This is a genomic window from Pseudomonas farris (assembly GCF_019145235.1).
Lineage (GTDB): Bacteria > Pseudomonadota > Gammaproteobacteria > Pseudomonadales > Pseudomonadaceae > Aquipseudomonas > Aquipseudomonas farris.
This window is the reverse complement of record NZ_JAHSTV010000002.1, coordinates 231,424-247,651: the sequence shown is the minus strand read 5'-3', so window position 1 is coordinate 247,651 and position 16,228 is coordinate 231,424. Positions and strand designations below refer to the sequence as shown.

The following is a 16,228-nucleotide window of genomic DNA, read 5'->3' as shown; positions in this document are numbered from 1 at the left end:
CCGGCTGCGAATGCAATCAGACCAATGGATAGCGAGCTGGGGTGTACTCAGATTTTGTATCCACTGAAGATCAACTGTGGGAGCGGGCTTGCTCGCGAAAGCGGCATTACATTCAACACATCAGTGTTGGCTGCTTTCGCGAGCAAGCCCGCTCCCACAAGGGATTTGTGTTCACAACTCATCCGCGATAAATCAGCCGCGAAGCCTTTTCATTGCGCAAGGTCAGGTGCTCCATGCCCTGCCCCGGCGCGTCGGCTTCGTCCCGGGCCTTGAGGATAACGTCGTGGTGCGGCGACTTGCTGCACACCGGATCGGCGTTGCTCGCGTCACCCGTAAGCATGAACGCCTGGCAGCGGCAGCCGCCGAGGTCCTTGTGCTTTTCATCGCAGGAACGGCACGGCTCTTTCATCCAGTCATCGCCGCGAAAACGGTTGAAACCGAAGGAATCGTTCCAGATGTGCGCGATGCTGTGCTCGCGCACGTTGGGAAACTGCACCGGCAACTGGCGGGCGCTATGACAAGGCAACGCCGTGCCGTCCGGGGTGATGTCGAGAAACAGGTTGGCCCAGCCGTTCATGCAGGTCTTGGGACGTTCTTCGTAGTAATCCGGGGTGACGAAAATCAACTTGCACGGGTGGCCCTCGGCCTCCAGCCGCTGGCGGTATTCATTGGTGATGCGCTCGGCGCGCTGTAACTGTTCGCGGGTCGGCAGCAGGCCGACGCGGTTGAGTTCAGCCCAACCGTAGAACTGGCACGTCGCCAACTCGACGAAATCCGCCTCCAGCTCCAGGCACAGTTCGATGATCTGCGCGATCTGGTCGATGTTGTGCCGTTGGGTGACGAAGTTCAGCACCATTGGGTAGCCCTGGGCTTTCACCGCCCGGGCCATGGCCAGTTTCTGGGCGAAGGCCTTGCGCGAGCCGGCGAGCAGATTGTTCACCTGTTCGTCGGCGGCCTGAAAACTGATCTGGATATGGTCCAGCCCGGCGATCTTGAAGTCGCGGACCTTCTGTTCGGTCAGGCCGATACCCGAGGTGATCAAGTTTGTGTAGTAACCCATGTCCCGCGCGGCCTTGATCAGCTCGGCCAGGTCCTGGCGCACTAACGGCTCGCCCCCGGAAAAACCCAGTTGCGCGGCGCCCATCTCCCGGGCCTCGCGGAACACCCGAATCCATTCTTCTGTGCTCAACTCCTCCCCCTGTTGGGCGAAGTCCAGCGGGTTGGAGCAATACGGGCATTGCAGCGGGCAGCGATAGGTCAGCTCCGCCAGCAACCACAACGGTGGGCCGGGTTGCTGTTCAATCTGGCTCACAGGGTGATCCCCCGGTGCCAGACCTGCTCGGTGGTGACGGTGTGATACGGCGGGCGATCCAGCTCGTAGGCCATGCTCATCGCGTCGAGCATGCTCCACAGCACATCGAGCTTGAACTGCAGAATCTCCAGCATGCGTTGCTGGCCTTCGACCGTGACGTAGTGCGCCAGGGTGATGCGCAAACCATGCTCGACATCGCGCCGGGCCTGGCTCAGACGCGTACGGAAATAGTCGTAGCCGGCCGGGTCTATCCATGGGTAATGGGTGGGCCAGGCGTCGAGCCGAGACTGGTGGATTTGTGGCGCGAACAATTCGGTCAGGGAACTGCTGGCCGCTTCTTGCCAGCAAGCGCGATGGGCGAAATTGACGTAGGCATCCACGGCAAAACGTACGCCCGGCAGCACCAACTCTTGCGAAAGGATTTGTTCGCGCTCCAGCCCCACGGCTTCGCCCAATCGTAGCCACGCTTCGATGCCGCCTTCACTGCCGGGGACGCCGTCATGGTCGAGGATCCGCTGCAGCCATTCCCGGCGCACGTCGCGATCCGGGCAATTGGCGAGGATGGCGGCATCCTTGAGCGGGATGTTCACCTGGTAATAGAAGCGATTGGCGACCCAGCCCTGAATCTGCTCGCGGGTGGCGCGCCCGGCGTACATGGCTTGGTGGAATGGGTGGTGGATGTGGTAATAGGCACCCTTGGCGCGCAGGGCGGCTTCGAATTCGGCGGGGGTCATGGGAGTGTCAGTCATTGCGGTTCTCCGGATTTTGCGGTGTCTGGTCTGGCCCCTTCGCGAGCAAGCCCGCTCCCACAGTTGTTCGGTGTGAACATAGATTTTGTGTACACCAACAATCCAATGTGGGAGCGGGCTTGCTCGCGAAGAGGCCATCCGCTACAGCTCAATACTCATGCCGTCATAAGCCACTTCAATCCCGCGCCGTTCCAGCAAGGCGCGCTCGGCCGAGTCTTCATCGAGGATCGGGTTGGTGTTGTTGATGTGGATCAGCACCTTGCGCTGGCGATTGAAGCCCTCCAGCACGTCAAGCATGCCGCCGGAGCCGCTTTGCGGCAGGTGGCCCATTTCGCTGCCGAGGCTCTGGCCGACTTCGCACACACGCATTTCATCGTCGCGCCACAGCGTGCCATCCAGCAGCAGGCAATCGGCGCGTTGCATCCAGCTCAACACCTCGGCATCGACCTGCCCCAGCCCCGGCGCATAGAAAACCGATGCACCGCTGCGCAGGTCTTCGATGAACAGGCCGATGGTGTCGCCTGGCTGCGGATTGCCGCGATTGGGCGAGTACGGCGGTGCATTGCTGACCAACGGAATCGCGCGAAATTGCAGGTGTGGGCAGGCAGCGATGCGGAATGGCTCGCGATCCAGTTCGATGGGTTGCCACTGCAAGCCACCGTTCCAGTGTTTGAGCATGGTGAACAAGGGAAAGCCACTGCTCAGGTCTTCGTGAACCCGCTCAGTGCACCAGACCGAATGCGGGCAGCCTTCGCGCAGGCTCAACAGGCCGGTGCAATGGTCGATCTGACTGTCAAGCAGGACGACGCCGGCAATCGCCGTGTCACGCAAGCGTCGGGCTGGCTGCATCGCCGGGAAGCTTTCGAGTTGCGCGCGAATATCCGGTGATGCATTGCAGAGCACCCACTCCACACCGTCGTCGCTCAGGGCAATGGACGACTGCGTGCGGCGTTGTGCGCGCAGGTTGCCGTTGCGCATAACGGCGCATTGACGGCAGTTGCAGTTCCATTGCGGAAAACCGCCGCCAGCGGCGGAACCGAGAACGCGGATGTGCATGGGATGGCTCCAGAAGGCAGGCCCGGCCAACGCGACGGCTGACCGGGCAATCAATCAACGGTTGGCGAAATACATCGTCACTTCGAAGCCAATGCGCAGATCGGTAAACGCGGGTTTATTCCACATGGGTCAATCCTCTTCTTGTTCCGGGCAATTCCGGTAAAGCCATTAATGCACGGGGGATGAGATGACCGAATGCTACTTTCGAAGGAGGTTGTGGGGTGCGTTGGTAGGGGGTGTGGCGTAGATCTTCAAATACACACAAGACCAATGTGGGAGCGGGCTTGCTCGCGAAAGCGGACTATCAGTCAACATATTTGTTGAATATCAAGCCGCCTTCGCGAGCAAGCCCGCTCCCACATTTTGTGGTTGTGGTGTTCTTGCGGGTTAGAAGAACCCCAGCGGATTGATGTCGTAGCTCACCAGCAGGTTTTTGGTCTGTTGGTAATGGTCGAGCATCATCTTGTGGTTCTCACGGCCGACACCGGACTTCTTGTAGCCACCAAACGCGGCATGGGCCGGGTACAGGTGGTAGCAGTTGGTCCAGACGCGCCCGGCCTTGATCGCCCGGCCCATGCGGTAGGCGCGGTTGATGTCGCGGGTCCACAGGCCAGCACCGAGGCCGAACTCGCTGTCGTTGGCAATCGCCAGGGCTTCGGCTTCGTCCTTGAAGGTGGTGATACCCACCACCGGGCCGAAGATTTCTTCCTGGAACACACGCATTTTGTTGTGCCCCTTGAGCAGGGTCGGCTGGATGTAATAGCCGGTCGACAAATCGCCTTCAAGGCGCTCAGCCGCGCCGCCGGTGAGCAGTTCGGCGCCCTCCTCCTGAGCGATTTTCAGGTACGAGAGGATCTTGTCGTATTGCTGCTCGGATGCCTGGGCGCCGACCATGGTTTCGGTGTCCAGCGGATTGCCGCGCTTGATCTTGACGATCTTCTTCATCACCTCGGCCATGAACGGCTCGTAGATCGATTCCTGCACCAGCGCCCGGGACGGACAGGTGCAGACTTCGCCCTGGTTGAAGAACGCGAGCACCAGGCCTTCGGCGGCTTTCTCGATGAACTGCGGCTCGGCGTTCATGATGTCTTCGAAGAAAATGTTCGGCGATTTGCCGCCCAGCTCGACGGTGCTTGGAATAATGTTCTCGGCGGCGCAATGCATGATGTGCGCGCCCACCGGGGTGGAACCGGTGAAGGCGATTTTGGCGATGCGCTTGCTGGTGGCCAGCGCCTCACCAGCTTCGCGACCGAAACCCTGGACGATGTTCAGCACGCCGGCCGGCAGCAAGTCGGCGATCAGCTCGGCGAACACCATGATCGACAGCGGCGTTTGTTCGGCGGGTTTGAGCACGATGCAGTTGCCGGCAGCCAGGGCCGGGGCGAGTTTCCAGGCGGCCATCAGCAGCGGGAAGTTCCACGGGATGATCTGCCCGACCACGCCCAGCGGTTCGTGGAAGTGATAGGCGGTGGTCAGTTCGTTGATCTCGGCGGCGCCGCCTTCCTGAGCGCGGATGCAACCGGCGAAATAACGGAAGTGGTCGGCAGCCAAAGGCACGTCGGCGTTGAGGGTTTCGCGCACGGCCTTGCCGTTGTCCCAGGTTTCGGTGACGGCGAGGATTTCCAGGTTCTGCTCAATGCGGTCGGCGATTTTCAGCAGCACCAGCGAGCGATCTTGCGCCGAGGTTTTGCCCCAGGCATCGGCGGCGGCATGGGCGGCGTCGAGGGCTTTTTCGATGTCGGCGGCGCTGGAGCGCGGGAACTCGGCGATCACTTCACCGGTAACCGGTGAGGTGTTGGTGAAGTACTCGCCGTTGATTGGGGCAACGAACTCGCCGCCGATGAAATTGCCGTAGCGCGGTTTGAAGGAAACGACGGCGCCGGGTGTTCCGGGTTGTGCGTAGATCATGGTGGGCCTCTGTCTGGGTCGATGCCTGTCGAGCCAACAGGCGATGAACCGATAGTAGAGAGCCCCGCCTGCCAGACGAATGCGCCGTTGGCAGGGGGATTCTCGTTATTTGGTCGTAGATTTGCGCAAATCAAATGTGGGAGCGGGCTTGCTCGCGAAGGCGGTGTGTCAGGCAATACATATGCTGAATGTAAGGCCCTCTTCGCGAGCAAGCCCGCTCCCACAGGGTTATGCGGTGGAATCAGGTTGATCAGTGTTTGGCAACGAGATCTTTAGGCAGCTTGAACGTCCAGAGCATGCCACCCTGGTTGAAGTCCTTGACGCGCTTGGCCACTTCGCCGCCCCACAGCGGTACGGCGCCACCCCAGCCGGATAGCACCGAGACGTACTGTTCGCCGTCCATTTCCCAGGTGATGGGCGAGCCGAGCACGCCGGAACCGGTCTGGAATTCCCAGACTTTCTCGCCAGTCTTGGCATTGAATGCTTGCAGGAAACCTTCCGGCGTACCGGTGAACACCAGGTTGCCCTTGGTGGTCAGCACCCCGCCCCACAGTGGTGCGAAGTTCTTGTGGCGCCAGACTTCCTTGCCGGTTTTCGGGTCGATGGCGCGCAGCACGCCGATGTAGTCTTCATTCAACGGTTTGATGGTGAAACCGGCGCCGAGGAACGCCGCGCCTTTCTTGTAGGCGATGCCTTCGTTCCAGATGTCCATGCCCCACTCGTTGGACGGCACATAGAACAGGCCGGTATCGCGGTTGTAGGCCATCGGCATCCAGTTTTTCGCCCCGAGGAACGCTGGCGCGACGAACACCGAACTGCCTTTGGCTTCGGAGCCCGGCGCACCTGGACGGCTGGCTTCGTTGTAGATCGGCCGACCGCTTTTATCCAGGCCGCTGGCCCAGGTGATTTTGTCCACGAACGGGAAGCCGCGAATGAATTTGCCGTTGGTGCGATCCAGCACGTAGAAGAAACCGTTACGGTCCGCCGTGGCTGCGGCTTTGATTTCTTTGCCGCCTTCGTTGTAGTTGAATGACACCAGTTCGTTTACGCCGTCATAGTCCCAACCGTCGTGGGGCGTGCTCTGGAAGTGCCATTTGATCGTGCCGTCATCCGGGTTCAGCGCCAGGCGCGAGGACGAGTAGAGGTTGTCGCCAGGGCGCAGGTGCGAATTCCACGGCGCCGGGTTACCGGTGCCGAACAGCAGCAGGTTGGTTTCCGGGTCGTAGTAGCCGCCCAGCCAAGGCGCGGCACCGCCGGTTTTCCACAGATCGCCCGGCCAGGTCTTGCCCGCTTCGCCGCCGGAGATGCCGTTTTCTACTGCCTTGCCGTCCTTGTAGACATAACCCATGTGGCCTTCAACGGTTGGTCGGCTCCACAGCAGGCTGCCGTTTTTCGGGTCGTAGGCTTCGATCTTGCCCACCACCCCGAACTCGCCACCGGCCACGCCGGTGATCAACTTGCCGTTGATGACCAACGGCGCGGCGCTGATGGAATAGCCTTCCTTGTGGTCGGCGACTTTCTTGCTCCAGACGACTTTGCCGGTGTCCTTGTTCAGCGCCACAAGCTTGGCGTCGAGGGTGCCGAAAATCACCAGATCGCCATACAGCGCGACACCACGGTTGATCACGTCGCAGCACGGGCGAATGTCATCGGGCAGGCGCGCGTCGTATTGCCAGAGCTTCCTGCCGGTGCGCGCATCCACCGCGAACACCCGCGAGTAGGAGCCGGTCATGTACATCACGCCGTCCTTGATCATCGGCTGTGCCTGCTGACCGCGCTGCTTTTCCCCGCCGAACGAAAAGGCCCAGACCGGGCGCAGATCCTTCACGTTGTCGACATTGAGGGTGTCCAGCGGGCTGTAGCGCTGACCCTGGACGCCCAGGCCGTTGGTGACGACCTGCTCCGGGTTCTTCGGGTCCTGGAGAATGTCTTGATCGGAGACTGCGGCCAATGCCTGGCCGGACAACAGCATGGCACTGAGCAGCATGCTCAAAACGAAGGGTTGGCGACGTGCGGGTTGGGTCATGACGGCTGCCTCTGCGGTTTTTGTTATACCCGGGAAATTTTCCCGGTCTGGTGCAGATTCTTGGGCGCCGCCGCCCTTGCAACAATTGCCCGCAGTGCGGAGATTGCTAGTTCCTTAGTACCGGGTCGGAGGAGATGAACACCTGTTTTGTGATCGACACCAGTCCCCTGTGGGAGCGGGCTTGCTCGCGAAGGCAGTGTGTCAGGCAGCATCAATACTGAATGTGAGTGCCTCTTCGCGAGCAAGCCCGCTCCCACAGGGGATCTTCGGTGGACACAACATCTGCGTTCACACCGCTCAAATGTGGGAGCGGGCTTGCTCGCGAAGGCGGTGTGTCAGGCAGCATCAATACTGAATGTGAATGCCTCTTCGCGAGCAAGCCCGCTCCCACAGGGGATCTTCGGTGGACACAACATCTGCGTTCACACCGCTCAAGTGTGGGAGCGGGCTTGCTCGCGAAGGCGGTGTGTCAGGCAATATCAGTGCTGGCCGGAATCCACCCGCCTCATCTGCCCCCGTTCGTAACGCGGGTACAAATGGCTGACGCTGCGGATCAGCTCATAGCGGCTCAGGTTGATCCCGACGAAACGCTCGGGAATGGGGCTGCGGATCATCTCGGCCATGTCGCTGCCATTAGCCGCGCCATCGCGCATCAGCTGGTCCAGCCAGGTCAGGTAATCACGCATCTGCTCGAACGGTTTTGTGTCCGTGGCCACCGGCCCATGGCCGGGGACGATCAGCGTCCACGGCAAACCCTGCAGGGTCGCGATGTCCGCCAGCCACACCGACAGCCCCGGGCTGTTGGGCGTAGTCAGGGCACGTTGATAAAACACCAGGTCCCCGGCAAACAACACGCCGGTTTTCTGGTCGAGAATAGCCAGATCCGCGCCGGTGTGCCCACCCAGACTCAGTAGGCGCAAATCGTGATTCCCAAAACGTTGCACGCCAGGCGTCAGTGTCTGCGTCGGCAACACCACCTCGGTGCCGCGCATCCAGTCACCCACCAGTCGATACATGTTCTCGGCCATGGCATCACCCTGTTGACGCAACAGCTCGGTGGTACCGGCCAAGGCGCCGATCGGCACATCGGTGAAAGCCTGATTGCCCAGCACATGATCAGGATGGTGATGGGTCAGCAGCACCTGGATCACTGGTTTATCGGTGGTCGCCGCAATCGCTTTGCGCAGGGCTTCGCCATAGCGTTTCGACGGCCCGGTGTCGATTACTACCACGCCCTGTTCGGTGACGATGAACGCGGTGTTGACGATGTTGCCGCCGTTGCTCTTGGAGAAATTGTTGGTGCTGCCTTCCAGCAACCAGGTGTCTTCGGCGATCTGCCGGGGCTTGAGTGCGTAATCGGGATCGGCCAGGGCCGGCAGGCTCAGACTGATGAACAACAGCAGCATCCAGCGCATCACTCGCTCCTTGGGTCAGGGAATGGCCGCATCGAATTGATTGCCGCTGTTGTCGCGCAACACCAGGCGCGTCTGCCCTGCTCCTTCGATATCGAAGGCCAAATTGGGGTTTTCGCTGACCGCCGGGAACAACTCCAGTCGCGCCAGCAGTTGATCGTTTTGATCACGCAGCTCGGCGTGATTGATGAAGAATTCCGGGATGCCGCTGACCATGCCGTTGTCCATCGGATGCGCCACCTGCAAACGCACGCGGCTGTATTCACCACGGGGATAACGGCCACCTAGCACCTCGCCAATGTGTTCTTCCCAACCTGGCTGAGTGCGCACCACACTCGGCGCCGTGCAACCCCCGCCCGCCGCATCGATCAGGGTCGAGCCGACATGCCACAGCCCATCGCGGGTCAGCACCGCCGCACGTAATGGCGTGGCCTGTTCAACGCGGATACGGATCGACAGCCATGGCAGCACACCGGTCAAGGGTTCAAAATCGACGATTTTCGGCAACGGATTGAGTTCGGCCCAGGCGAGGATTCGCACCACTTCACCCTTGAACGCCCGGGCGTCGATTTCCAGCGGCACTTGCCGGGCATCCTCGGCAAACGGCGGCGCGAGCAACTTGACCCGCTCGTCGAACACGAACGGTGCATCGCCCAGCATCTGCTTGTGATAGAACCCCCACATCACCGACGGCACCGGGTCTTTACCCGGCTCGACGTCCACCGCATACGCGGCCAGGGGCAACCAGCAGGCCAACAGACAACTCGCTCGCCAGTTCACTATTGATACATCTCGGGCACGTCATACCGCAGGCCGTAACGGGCATAAATGGCTTTCACCGAACCCTCGCGAATCAACGCTTCCAGCGCCTCTTCCACGGCGTAGGCCAGTTGACGATTGCTTTCATGCACCGCCATGCCGATGTCCCAGAGCTGCTTGCCCATGTTCGGGTAGGCGTTTGCCGCCAGCGCCACTTGCGGGTCGGCGGCCTGATGGACTTGCCAGTCGATCTCGCCGCGCATGGCCATCACCGCGTCGACTTCACCGGCCTTCATCGCGGCAAACGCCTGGGGCACGCCTGGGTAATGGCGGGTCTTGGCGGCGAGCATGCCGTTGAACACCGAGGTCAGGTAAAACGACGGCACGCTGTCGACTTCGACGCCGATCGGGTGTTGCTGAAACACCGCGACACTCGCCACCGAGTCCAGCCGACGACGGTCGTAAGCGACTTGCCATTGTTCGGTCTGGTACGGCCCGAACATCACCACATGGCCGTTTTCCAGCTCACCCAGTTCATTGCGTTTCTGTGAGTAATCGCGATCGTAGGGCACGCGCATCATCAGGTCGGCCAGTTGCTGATTGTGCAACTGACTGGCCCGCCAGATGTAATCGCGCAGGTCGTCGTCGAGCTTTTCCCCGGCGGGTGCCCAGATCAGTTTCAGACGTACTCCCATGGCCTTGGCCAAGGCCTGGGCAAGTTCGACATCGACCCCGCGAGCCTCGCCAGCGTCTTCAAAGCTGTAGGGCGCGAAGTCCTTGTACACCGCGACTTTCAGCTCGGCGGCGGCGATCATTTCGTCATAGGTTCGGACCTGCGCCTGCGCTGTCTGGCAACACAGCCACACAGCGCTGATCAACACCGCGAGCAAACGCATGGGTCACTCCTCGACGTGCACGCTGTCCAGGTAGGTGCGCACCGCCCACAAGGCTTCCTGGCTCAGGTAGTCGGCCATTTTCGGCATGTACACCCGGCCGTCACGCACGGCGCCATGGCGCACACGTTCGACGAACCATTCATCACCGGCCTCGCCGACGTCGAGCATGCGCAAGTCGGGGGCGATGCCGCCGGACTTGGCTTCCAGGCCATGACAGGCCGCGCAGTTCTGGTTGTAGGCCGAAGAGCCGATTTGCACGGCTTTATCGCGCTCTGGGGAGGAACGGTACGGGTTCGCCGCTGCCCAACCATCGGCATCGACCTGCACACCGGCATCCTTGATCGGGGTCAGTCCCTGGGTTTCGACGGCTTGGGGTACCACGTTGCCGTGGGCCCAGACGGAACCTGCGCTGATAAAACCGGCCAGCAGTCCGGCAACGAGCAAGGCGTTGCGTTTTGTTGTCATTGTTCTGCCCTCAAGATTGCACGCAAAACCTCTTTGAAGAGGCTATGGCACCCATCTTAGGAACGGCTTTGCGCCAACCCCATGCTGCTTTGGTGGCCGCGGCCTACTCCCTTGGTAGTAGGGCTTGTGGCGCAGGCCCAACCAATACGGGTCGCGTGCCGTGAAGCTTGTCGACGCCGATCAGGGTCAGGATCAGCAAAAACGGCAGGAGCAATGCTTTGAGAATTCGCATGGTCAATCTCCCCCTTGAGTGATGGCCGTTGTAGCCCATGCTAAAACCGCGCCGCCCGGGGTGAGTTACTACCTTGGTACTGGCCCATCGGTACTTTCTGCATATTTCCCCTCCCGTCCAGGGTTCCTATGCTGACGCTACCTGTGATGGAGTGCCTTTATGCGCCAGCTCGCCCCTTATGCCTTGATCTACTTGCTGGCGATTGCCTGCGCCGCCGGGGTGGCGACCCAGGTTCAGGCGGCAGATGCGCCGTTGCAGGTGCAGATCGGCTACCTGGGTTATCGCCCCGACCCCGGTCCGTTGCTGTCGAACGTTATTCCCGAACCGACCGATGCCGGCCTGCGTGGCGCCGAACTGGCGATCACCGACAGCAACAGTACCGGGCGTTTTCTCAATCACAGCTACAACCTGGTCAGCGCCAACGTCGACAATCCGGAGGCGTTGATCGAAGCGGCCAAAACCCAACACGAACAAGGCCTGCGCCTGTTTGTGGTGAATGCACCGGCGCAGACCCTGCGCCGACTCAGCGCCGTGCTACCCGACAGCCTGCTGTTCAATGCCGGCAGCCCCGATGACAGCCTGCGCAGCACCGACTGCTTGCCGAACGTGCTGCACAGCCTGCCAAGCCGCGCGATGCTGGCCGATGCGCTGGCGCAATTTCTGGTGCTGCGTAAATGGCAACGGGCGCTGCTGATCGTCGGTCCGACCGCGGACGATCAAGCCTATGCCGCCGCCCTGCGTCGCGCGGCCAAGCGCTTCGGCCTGCAATTGGTGGCAGAAAAAGCCTGGCGTTTCGATAACGACCAGCGCCGCAGCGCCCAGGCCGACATGCCGCTGTTCACCCAGACCGCCGAGTACGACGTGGTGCTGGTGGCCGATGAACGCGGCGACTTCGGCGAATACGTGCCCTACCAGACCTGGTATCCACGGCCGGTCGCCGGCACCCAGGGCCTGACCCCGGTGGGCTGGCACAAGACCGTGGAAACCTACGGCGCCGCGCAGTTGCAGAAACGCTTTGAAGCCCAGACCGGTCGCTGGATGAACGACCGGGATTTCGCCGCCTGGATGGCCGTACGCAGCATCGCCAGTGCGGTGGGCAAACTGCGTCAGGCCGATGCCATGGCGATCCGCACGCTTGAAATCAGCGATCAATTGCCGCTGGACGGCTTCAAGGGTCGCAAGCTCAGTTATCGGCCGTGGAACGGTCAGTTGCGCCAGCCGATCCCCATCGTGCAACCCCGGGCGCTGGTCAGCACCTCGCCGCAAGACGGTTTCCTGCACCCTGTCAACGAAATGGACAGCCTGGGTTACGACAAAGCCGAGGTCAGCTGCCGCTTTCTCTGATCCTTTTTTCACGACAACAACAATAAGGAATCTGCCATGCGCCGCACCCTGCTTTCCTGCGCCCTGCTACTCGCCGCCGGGCACGCCGCTGCCAGCACCGCCTGGGTCTCCAACGAAAAGGACAACAGCCTGAGCCTGATCGACATGCAGACCCTGCAAGTCACCGACACCCTGCCCGTCGGCCAGCGCCCGCGCGGCCTGTTGCTGTCCCACGACAATAAGCTGCTGTACATCTGCGCCAGTGATTCGGATCGGGTCCAGGTGATGGACGTCGCCACGCGCAAGATCATCAAGGAACTGCCCTCGGGCAAAGACCCCGAGCAATTCGCCCTGCACCCCAACAATCGCTGGCTGTACGTCTCCAACGAGGATGATGCGCTGGTGACGGTGATCGACACCGAAACTTCGAAAGTGCTTGGGCAGATCAGCGTCGGTGTCGAGCCTGAAGGCATGGCCGTCAGCCCCGATGGCAAGTGGGCGGTGAACACCAGTGAAACCACCAACATGCTGCACTGGATCGACACCAGCACCCAAACCCTGGCCGACAACACCCTGGTCGATCAGCGGCCGCGTTTCGTCGAGTTCAATCCCGATGGCTCGCAGCTCTGGGCCTCGGCGGAAATCGGCGGCACGGTGACGGTTCTCGACGTCGCCAACCGCAAGGTCCTCAAGACCCTGACCTTTCAGATCAAGGGCGTACACCCAGACAAAGTCCAGCCGGTGGGGATCAAACTCAGCGCCGACGGCAAGTACGGTTTCGTCGCCCTCGGCCCGGCCAACCATGTGGCGGTGATCGACGCCAAGACCTTCGAGATTGTTGATTACCTGCTGGTGGGCCGACGGGTCTGGCAGATGTCGTTTACCCCGGATCAACGGCAATTACTGGCTACCAATGGCGTCAGCGGCGATGTGTCGGTGATCGATGTCGACAGCCTCAAGGTCAGCAAATCGGTGAAGGTCGGGCGCTATCCGTGGGGCGTGGTGGTGACGCCATGAACGCCCTTGAAGTCAGCGACCTGAGTTTCACTTACGGCCAGCGCGAGGCCTTGCGGCAGGTGAGTTTCAACCTGGCAGCGGGACGTTTTGCAGCGCTGCTGGGACCGAACGGCGCGGGCAAGTCGACGCTGATCGCCCTGCTCACTCGCCTGTATGATGTGCAGCGCGGTGATATTCGGGTCGGCGGCTGTTCGTTGCGCACCTCGGCACGTCCTGCGTTGAAGCAATTGGGTGTGGTGTTCCAACAAAGCACCTTGGATCTGGACCTCAGCGTCGAGCAAAACCTGCGCTACCACGCCGCGCTGCATGGCTTGTCTCGGCGCCAGACGAGCCTTCGGGTCGACGCCGAACTGGCGCGCCAGAGCCTGACCGAACGTCGTCGCGAACGGGTGCGCGAACTCAATGGCGGCCATCGCCGACGGGTGGAAATCGCCCGCGCGTTACTGCATGAGCCAAGCCTGCTGCTGCTCGATGAGGCCAGTGTCGGCCTCGATCCGGCCAGCCGTCTGGCGCTCAACCAACACATCCGCAGCCTGTGCCGCGAGCACACCATCAGCGTGCTCTGGACCACTCATTTGCTGGATGAAGTGCAGCCCAGCGATGACTTGCTGATCCTGCATCAAGGCCGCTTGGTGGCCAGCGGACAGGCTGACGCACTGAGCCTGGAACATGGCGGCGACCTCGGTTCGGCCTTCACTCGCCTGACCACCTCGGTCTCTTCAGGGGCAGTCGTCCAATGAACGCTTACTGGCAATGTTTCAACGGAATCGTGCTGCGTGAATGGCTGCGCTTTGTGTTGCAGCGCACGCGGTTTCTCAGCGCGCTGGTGCGGCCCTTGTTGTGGCTGCTGGTGTTCGCCGCCGGTTTTCGCGCGGCACTCGGTATCGCCATCATCGAGCCCTACGACACCTACATTCCCTATGAGGTTTACATCATCCCGGGCCTTGCCTGCATGATCCTGCTGTTCAACGGCATGCAAGGTTCGCTGTCGATGGTCTACGACCGGGAGATGGGCAGCATGCGCGTGCTGCTGACCAGCCCCCTGCCCCGGACCTTCCTGCTGTGCAGCAAATTGCTGGCAACCTCGCTGATTTCGCTGTTGCAGGTGTATGCCTTTCTGGCGATTGCCTGGCTGTACGGCGTGCAACCGCCGGCCATGGGCCTGGTGCTGGCGTTGCCGGCATTGCTGCTGGTCGCGTTGATGCTCAGTGCGCTGGGTCTGTTGCTGTCCAATGCCATCCGCCAACTGGAGAACTTTGCCGGGGTGATGAACTTCGTGATCTTCCCGCTGTTTTTCCTGTCGTCGGCGCTGTATCCGCTGTGGAAAATGCGCGACTCCAGCGAATGGTTGTATTGGCTGTGCGCCTTGAACCCGTTCACCCATGCGGTGGAACTGGTGCGGTTTGCGCTGTATGAACGCTTCAATCCGGTCGCGCTGGTGGTGTGCGTGGGGCTGACGCTGGTGTTTGCCCTGCTGGCGGTACTCACCTTCAACCCGCAGCATGCGGCCTTGCGCAAAACCAACTGACAACACATTCCCCCTGTGGGAGCGGGCTGGCTCGCGAAGAGGCCAGTACATTCAACAACTTTGTCGACTGACACACCGCTTTCGCGAGCAAGCCCGCTCCCACATTGGATCTTCATTGAACACAGCATTGGCGTACGACGCAGGTCCCATAAAACAAGACAAATTACTACTTTAGTACTGGTTTACCTGTCTATCGTCGCATTCACAACACACCGCTACTGGCATGTAATGGGTTCATAACTATAAGGACTGAACCCCCATGCCGCGTGCACGACGTGTTCTGCTGTGCCCTTCTCTCGCTGCGCTGTCGCTGAGCCTGTTGCTGGGCGTCGCGCAGGCTGAAACAGTGCTGTTCTCCGCCGAAGGTTATCGCATCGGTCTATACCGCAGCCCGACCCCGACTCAGCTCCAGGGGGCGAGTATCATCGACACGCCCGCCCTGCAAAACCTGCTCAAGCAGACGCCCCAACCATTGCTGATCGATGTCTACCGCCGGCAATGGCTGCAAGGCCGTTTCATCGAAGACGAGGCCCACCAAAACCTGCCCGGCAGCCATTGGCTGGCCAATACCGGTGACGGCGACCTGACGCCCCCGTGGCAGGATTATTTCGCGCGTCACCTGCAACAATTGACGGCGGGCGACCTGACGCGACCGCTGGTCTTTTACTGCCGCTCCGATTGCTGGTTGAGCTGGAACGCGGTAAAACGCGCCGCGTCCATAGGCTATAAGACACTGTATTGGTACCGCGACGGGCTGGATGCGTGGCAAGCGGCAAACTTGCCCGTGTCCCCCGCCCGGCCCGAGCCCTTTCCCTGACTTGAGCGCTTACGAGTTGTTGCCACACCCTGATCAAAAAAATAATGAGGTGAAAGGCCATGTACAAAATTCTGATTGCCGACGATCACCCGCTGTTTCGCGAAGCCATTCATAACGTCATCAGCGACGGTTTCCCCGGCAGTGAGGTCATGGAGACTGCCGACCTCGACAGTGCCCTGGCCCTGACTCAGGAACACGACGACCTGGACCTGATCCTGCTCGACCTGAACATGCCCGGCATGCACGGCCTCAATGGCCTGATCAACCTGCGCAACGAAGCGCCGACCATTCCGGTGGTGATCGTCTCGGCCGAGCAGGACAAACAAATCGTGCTGCAAGCCATCACCTATGGCGCGGTGGGGTTCATCACCAAGTCATCGCCACGGGTGCAGATGACCGAGGCCATCCAGCAGATTCTCAATGGCAACGTCTACCTGCCGCCGGACATCATCCGCACGCAGAAAAGCGGCACTCATCGCCGGATGAATGACACCCCGAGCTTCCCACCCGAATTGCTCCAGGCGCTGACCCGCAAGCAGTTGCTGGTGCTTGAGCGCATGACCAAAGGCGAATCGAACAAACAGATCGCCTACACCCTGGAAATCGCCGAAACCACGGTCAAGGCCCACGTCTCGGCGATATTGCGCAAACTCAATGTGCACAATCGGGTGCAGGCGATTTTGAGTGCTGGGGATATTGATTTCGGGTCGTATTTGCGGCGCTGAGTT

Annotated in this window: 17 protein-coding genes; 6 read left to right on the top strand and 11 right to left on the bottom strand. The window is 60.9% G+C overall.

Annotation, left to right across the window (positions count from 1 at the left end):
* Positions 1-178: 178 nt before the first annotated feature.
* The 11 genes from pqqE to KVG95_RS30000 form a co-directional block, all read right to left on the bottom strand.
* Entirely contained in the window at positions 179-1,312 is a 1,134-nt protein-coding gene (pqqE, locus tag KVG95_RS04435) for a pyrroloquinoline quinone biosynthesis protein PqqE (protein ID WP_217854669.1), read from the bottom strand.
* Positions 1,309-2,061 carry a pyrroloquinoline-quinone synthase PqqC gene (pqqC, locus tag KVG95_RS04430; RefSeq protein ID WP_217854668.1) on the bottom strand — a complete coding sequence of 251 codons (753 nt, stop codon included), beginning with the start codon at positions 2,059-2,061 and terminating at the stop codon, positions 1,309-1,311. The genes pqqE and pqqC overlap by 4 nt, the downstream gene beginning before the upstream one ends.
* Positions 2,062-2,202: 141 nt before the next feature.
* Complete coding sequence (pqqB, locus tag KVG95_RS04425; protein WP_217854667.1) at positions 2,203-3,117, bottom strand: pyrroloquinoline quinone biosynthesis protein PqqB; 915 nt, start codon at positions 3,115-3,117, stop codon at positions 2,203-2,205.
* Between the two features lie 54 nt (positions 3,118-3,171).
* Positions 3,172-3,243, bottom strand: coding sequence for a pyrroloquinoline quinone precursor peptide PqqA (gene pqqA / locus KVG95_RS04420; protein WP_010455123.1), 72 nt, complete (start codon positions 3,241-3,243; stop codon positions 3,172-3,174).
* Positions 3,244-3,504: 261 nt separating this feature from the next.
* Positions 3,505-5,025 (bottom strand): acetaldehyde dehydrogenase ExaC, encoded by a 1,521-nt coding sequence (gene exaC / locus KVG95_RS04415; protein WP_038984180.1) that lies wholly within the window; start codon positions 5,023-5,025, stop codon positions 3,505-3,507.
* 250 nt (positions 5,026-5,275) lie between these two features.
* Positions 5,276-7,051: a PQQ-dependent methanol/ethanol family dehydrogenase gene (locus tag KVG95_RS04410; RefSeq protein WP_217854666.1), complete on the bottom strand. Its 1,776-nt coding sequence runs from the start codon at positions 7,049-7,051 to the stop codon at positions 5,276-5,278.
* Positions 7,052-7,530: 479 nt separating this feature from the next.
* Positions 7,531-8,466 (bottom strand): quinoprotein relay system zinc metallohydrolase 1, encoded by a 936-nt coding sequence (locus KVG95_RS04405; RefSeq protein ID WP_217854665.1) that lies wholly within the window; start codon positions 8,464-8,466, stop codon positions 7,531-7,533.
* A gap of 15 nt (positions 8,467-8,481) precedes the next feature.
* Positions 8,482-9,243, bottom strand: coding sequence for a quinoprotein dehydrogenase-associated SoxYZ-like carrier (locus KVG95_RS04400; protein WP_217854664.1), 762 nt, complete (start codon positions 9,241-9,243; stop codon positions 8,482-8,484).
* A complete protein-coding gene (locus tag KVG95_RS04395; RefSeq protein WP_217854663.1) occupies positions 9,243-10,118 on the bottom strand; it encodes a substrate-binding periplasmic protein in 876 nt (291 codons plus the stop codon). The genes KVG95_RS04400 and KVG95_RS04395 overlap by 1 nt, the downstream gene beginning before the upstream one ends.
* A gap of 3 nt (positions 10,119-10,121) precedes the next feature.
* Positions 10,122-10,583 (bottom strand): cytochrome c-550 PedF, encoded by a 462-nt coding sequence (gene pedF, locus KVG95_RS04390; protein ID WP_052963467.1) that lies wholly within the window; start codon positions 10,581-10,583, stop codon positions 10,122-10,124.
* Positions 10,584-10,686: 103 nt separating this feature from the next.
* Positions 10,687-10,815, bottom strand: coding sequence for a hypothetical protein (locus tag KVG95_RS30000; protein ID WP_256585116.1), 129 nt, complete (start codon positions 10,813-10,815; stop codon positions 10,687-10,689).
* A gap of 159 nt (positions 10,816-10,974) precedes the next feature.
* On the opposite strand from KVG95_RS30000, the gene KVG95_RS04385 reads away from it, so the two are divergent.
* The 6 genes from KVG95_RS04385 (at position 10,975) to KVG95_RS04360 (ending at position 16,225) form a co-directional block, all read left to right on the top strand.
* Positions 10,975-12,159: an ABC transporter substrate-binding protein gene (locus KVG95_RS04385; RefSeq protein WP_217854662.1), complete on the top strand. Its 1,185-nt coding sequence runs from the start codon at positions 10,975-10,977 to the stop codon at positions 12,157-12,159.
* Positions 12,160-12,195: 36 nt separating this feature from the next.
* The gene (locus KVG95_RS04380) at positions 12,196-13,155 is read left to right on the top strand and encodes a YVTN family beta-propeller repeat protein (protein WP_217854661.1); all 960 of its coding nucleotides are present in this window, start codon (positions 12,196-12,198) and stop codon (positions 13,153-13,155) included.
* Complete coding sequence (locus KVG95_RS04375) at positions 13,152-13,895, top strand: ATP-binding cassette domain-containing protein (protein WP_217854660.1); 744 nt, start codon at positions 13,152-13,154, stop codon at positions 13,893-13,895. The genes KVG95_RS04380 and KVG95_RS04375 overlap by 4 nt, the downstream gene beginning before the upstream one ends.
* The gene (locus KVG95_RS04370; RefSeq protein WP_217854659.1) at positions 13,892-14,683 is read left to right on the top strand and encodes an ABC transporter permease; all 792 of its coding nucleotides are present in this window, start codon (positions 13,892-13,894) and stop codon (positions 14,681-14,683) included. The genes KVG95_RS04375 and KVG95_RS04370 overlap by 4 nt, the downstream gene beginning before the upstream one ends.
* Positions 14,684-14,942: 259 nt before the next feature.
* Positions 14,943-15,500 (top strand): PQQ-dependent catabolism-associated CXXCW motif protein, encoded by a 558-nt coding sequence (locus KVG95_RS04365; RefSeq protein ID WP_217854658.1) that lies wholly within the window; start codon positions 14,943-14,945, stop codon positions 15,498-15,500.
* A gap of 59 nt (positions 15,501-15,559) precedes the next feature.
* Positions 15,560-16,225, top strand: coding sequence for a response regulator transcription factor (locus KVG95_RS04360; protein WP_008005351.1), 666 nt, complete (start codon positions 15,560-15,562; stop codon positions 16,223-16,225).
* Positions 16,226-16,228: the final 3 nt, after the last annotated feature.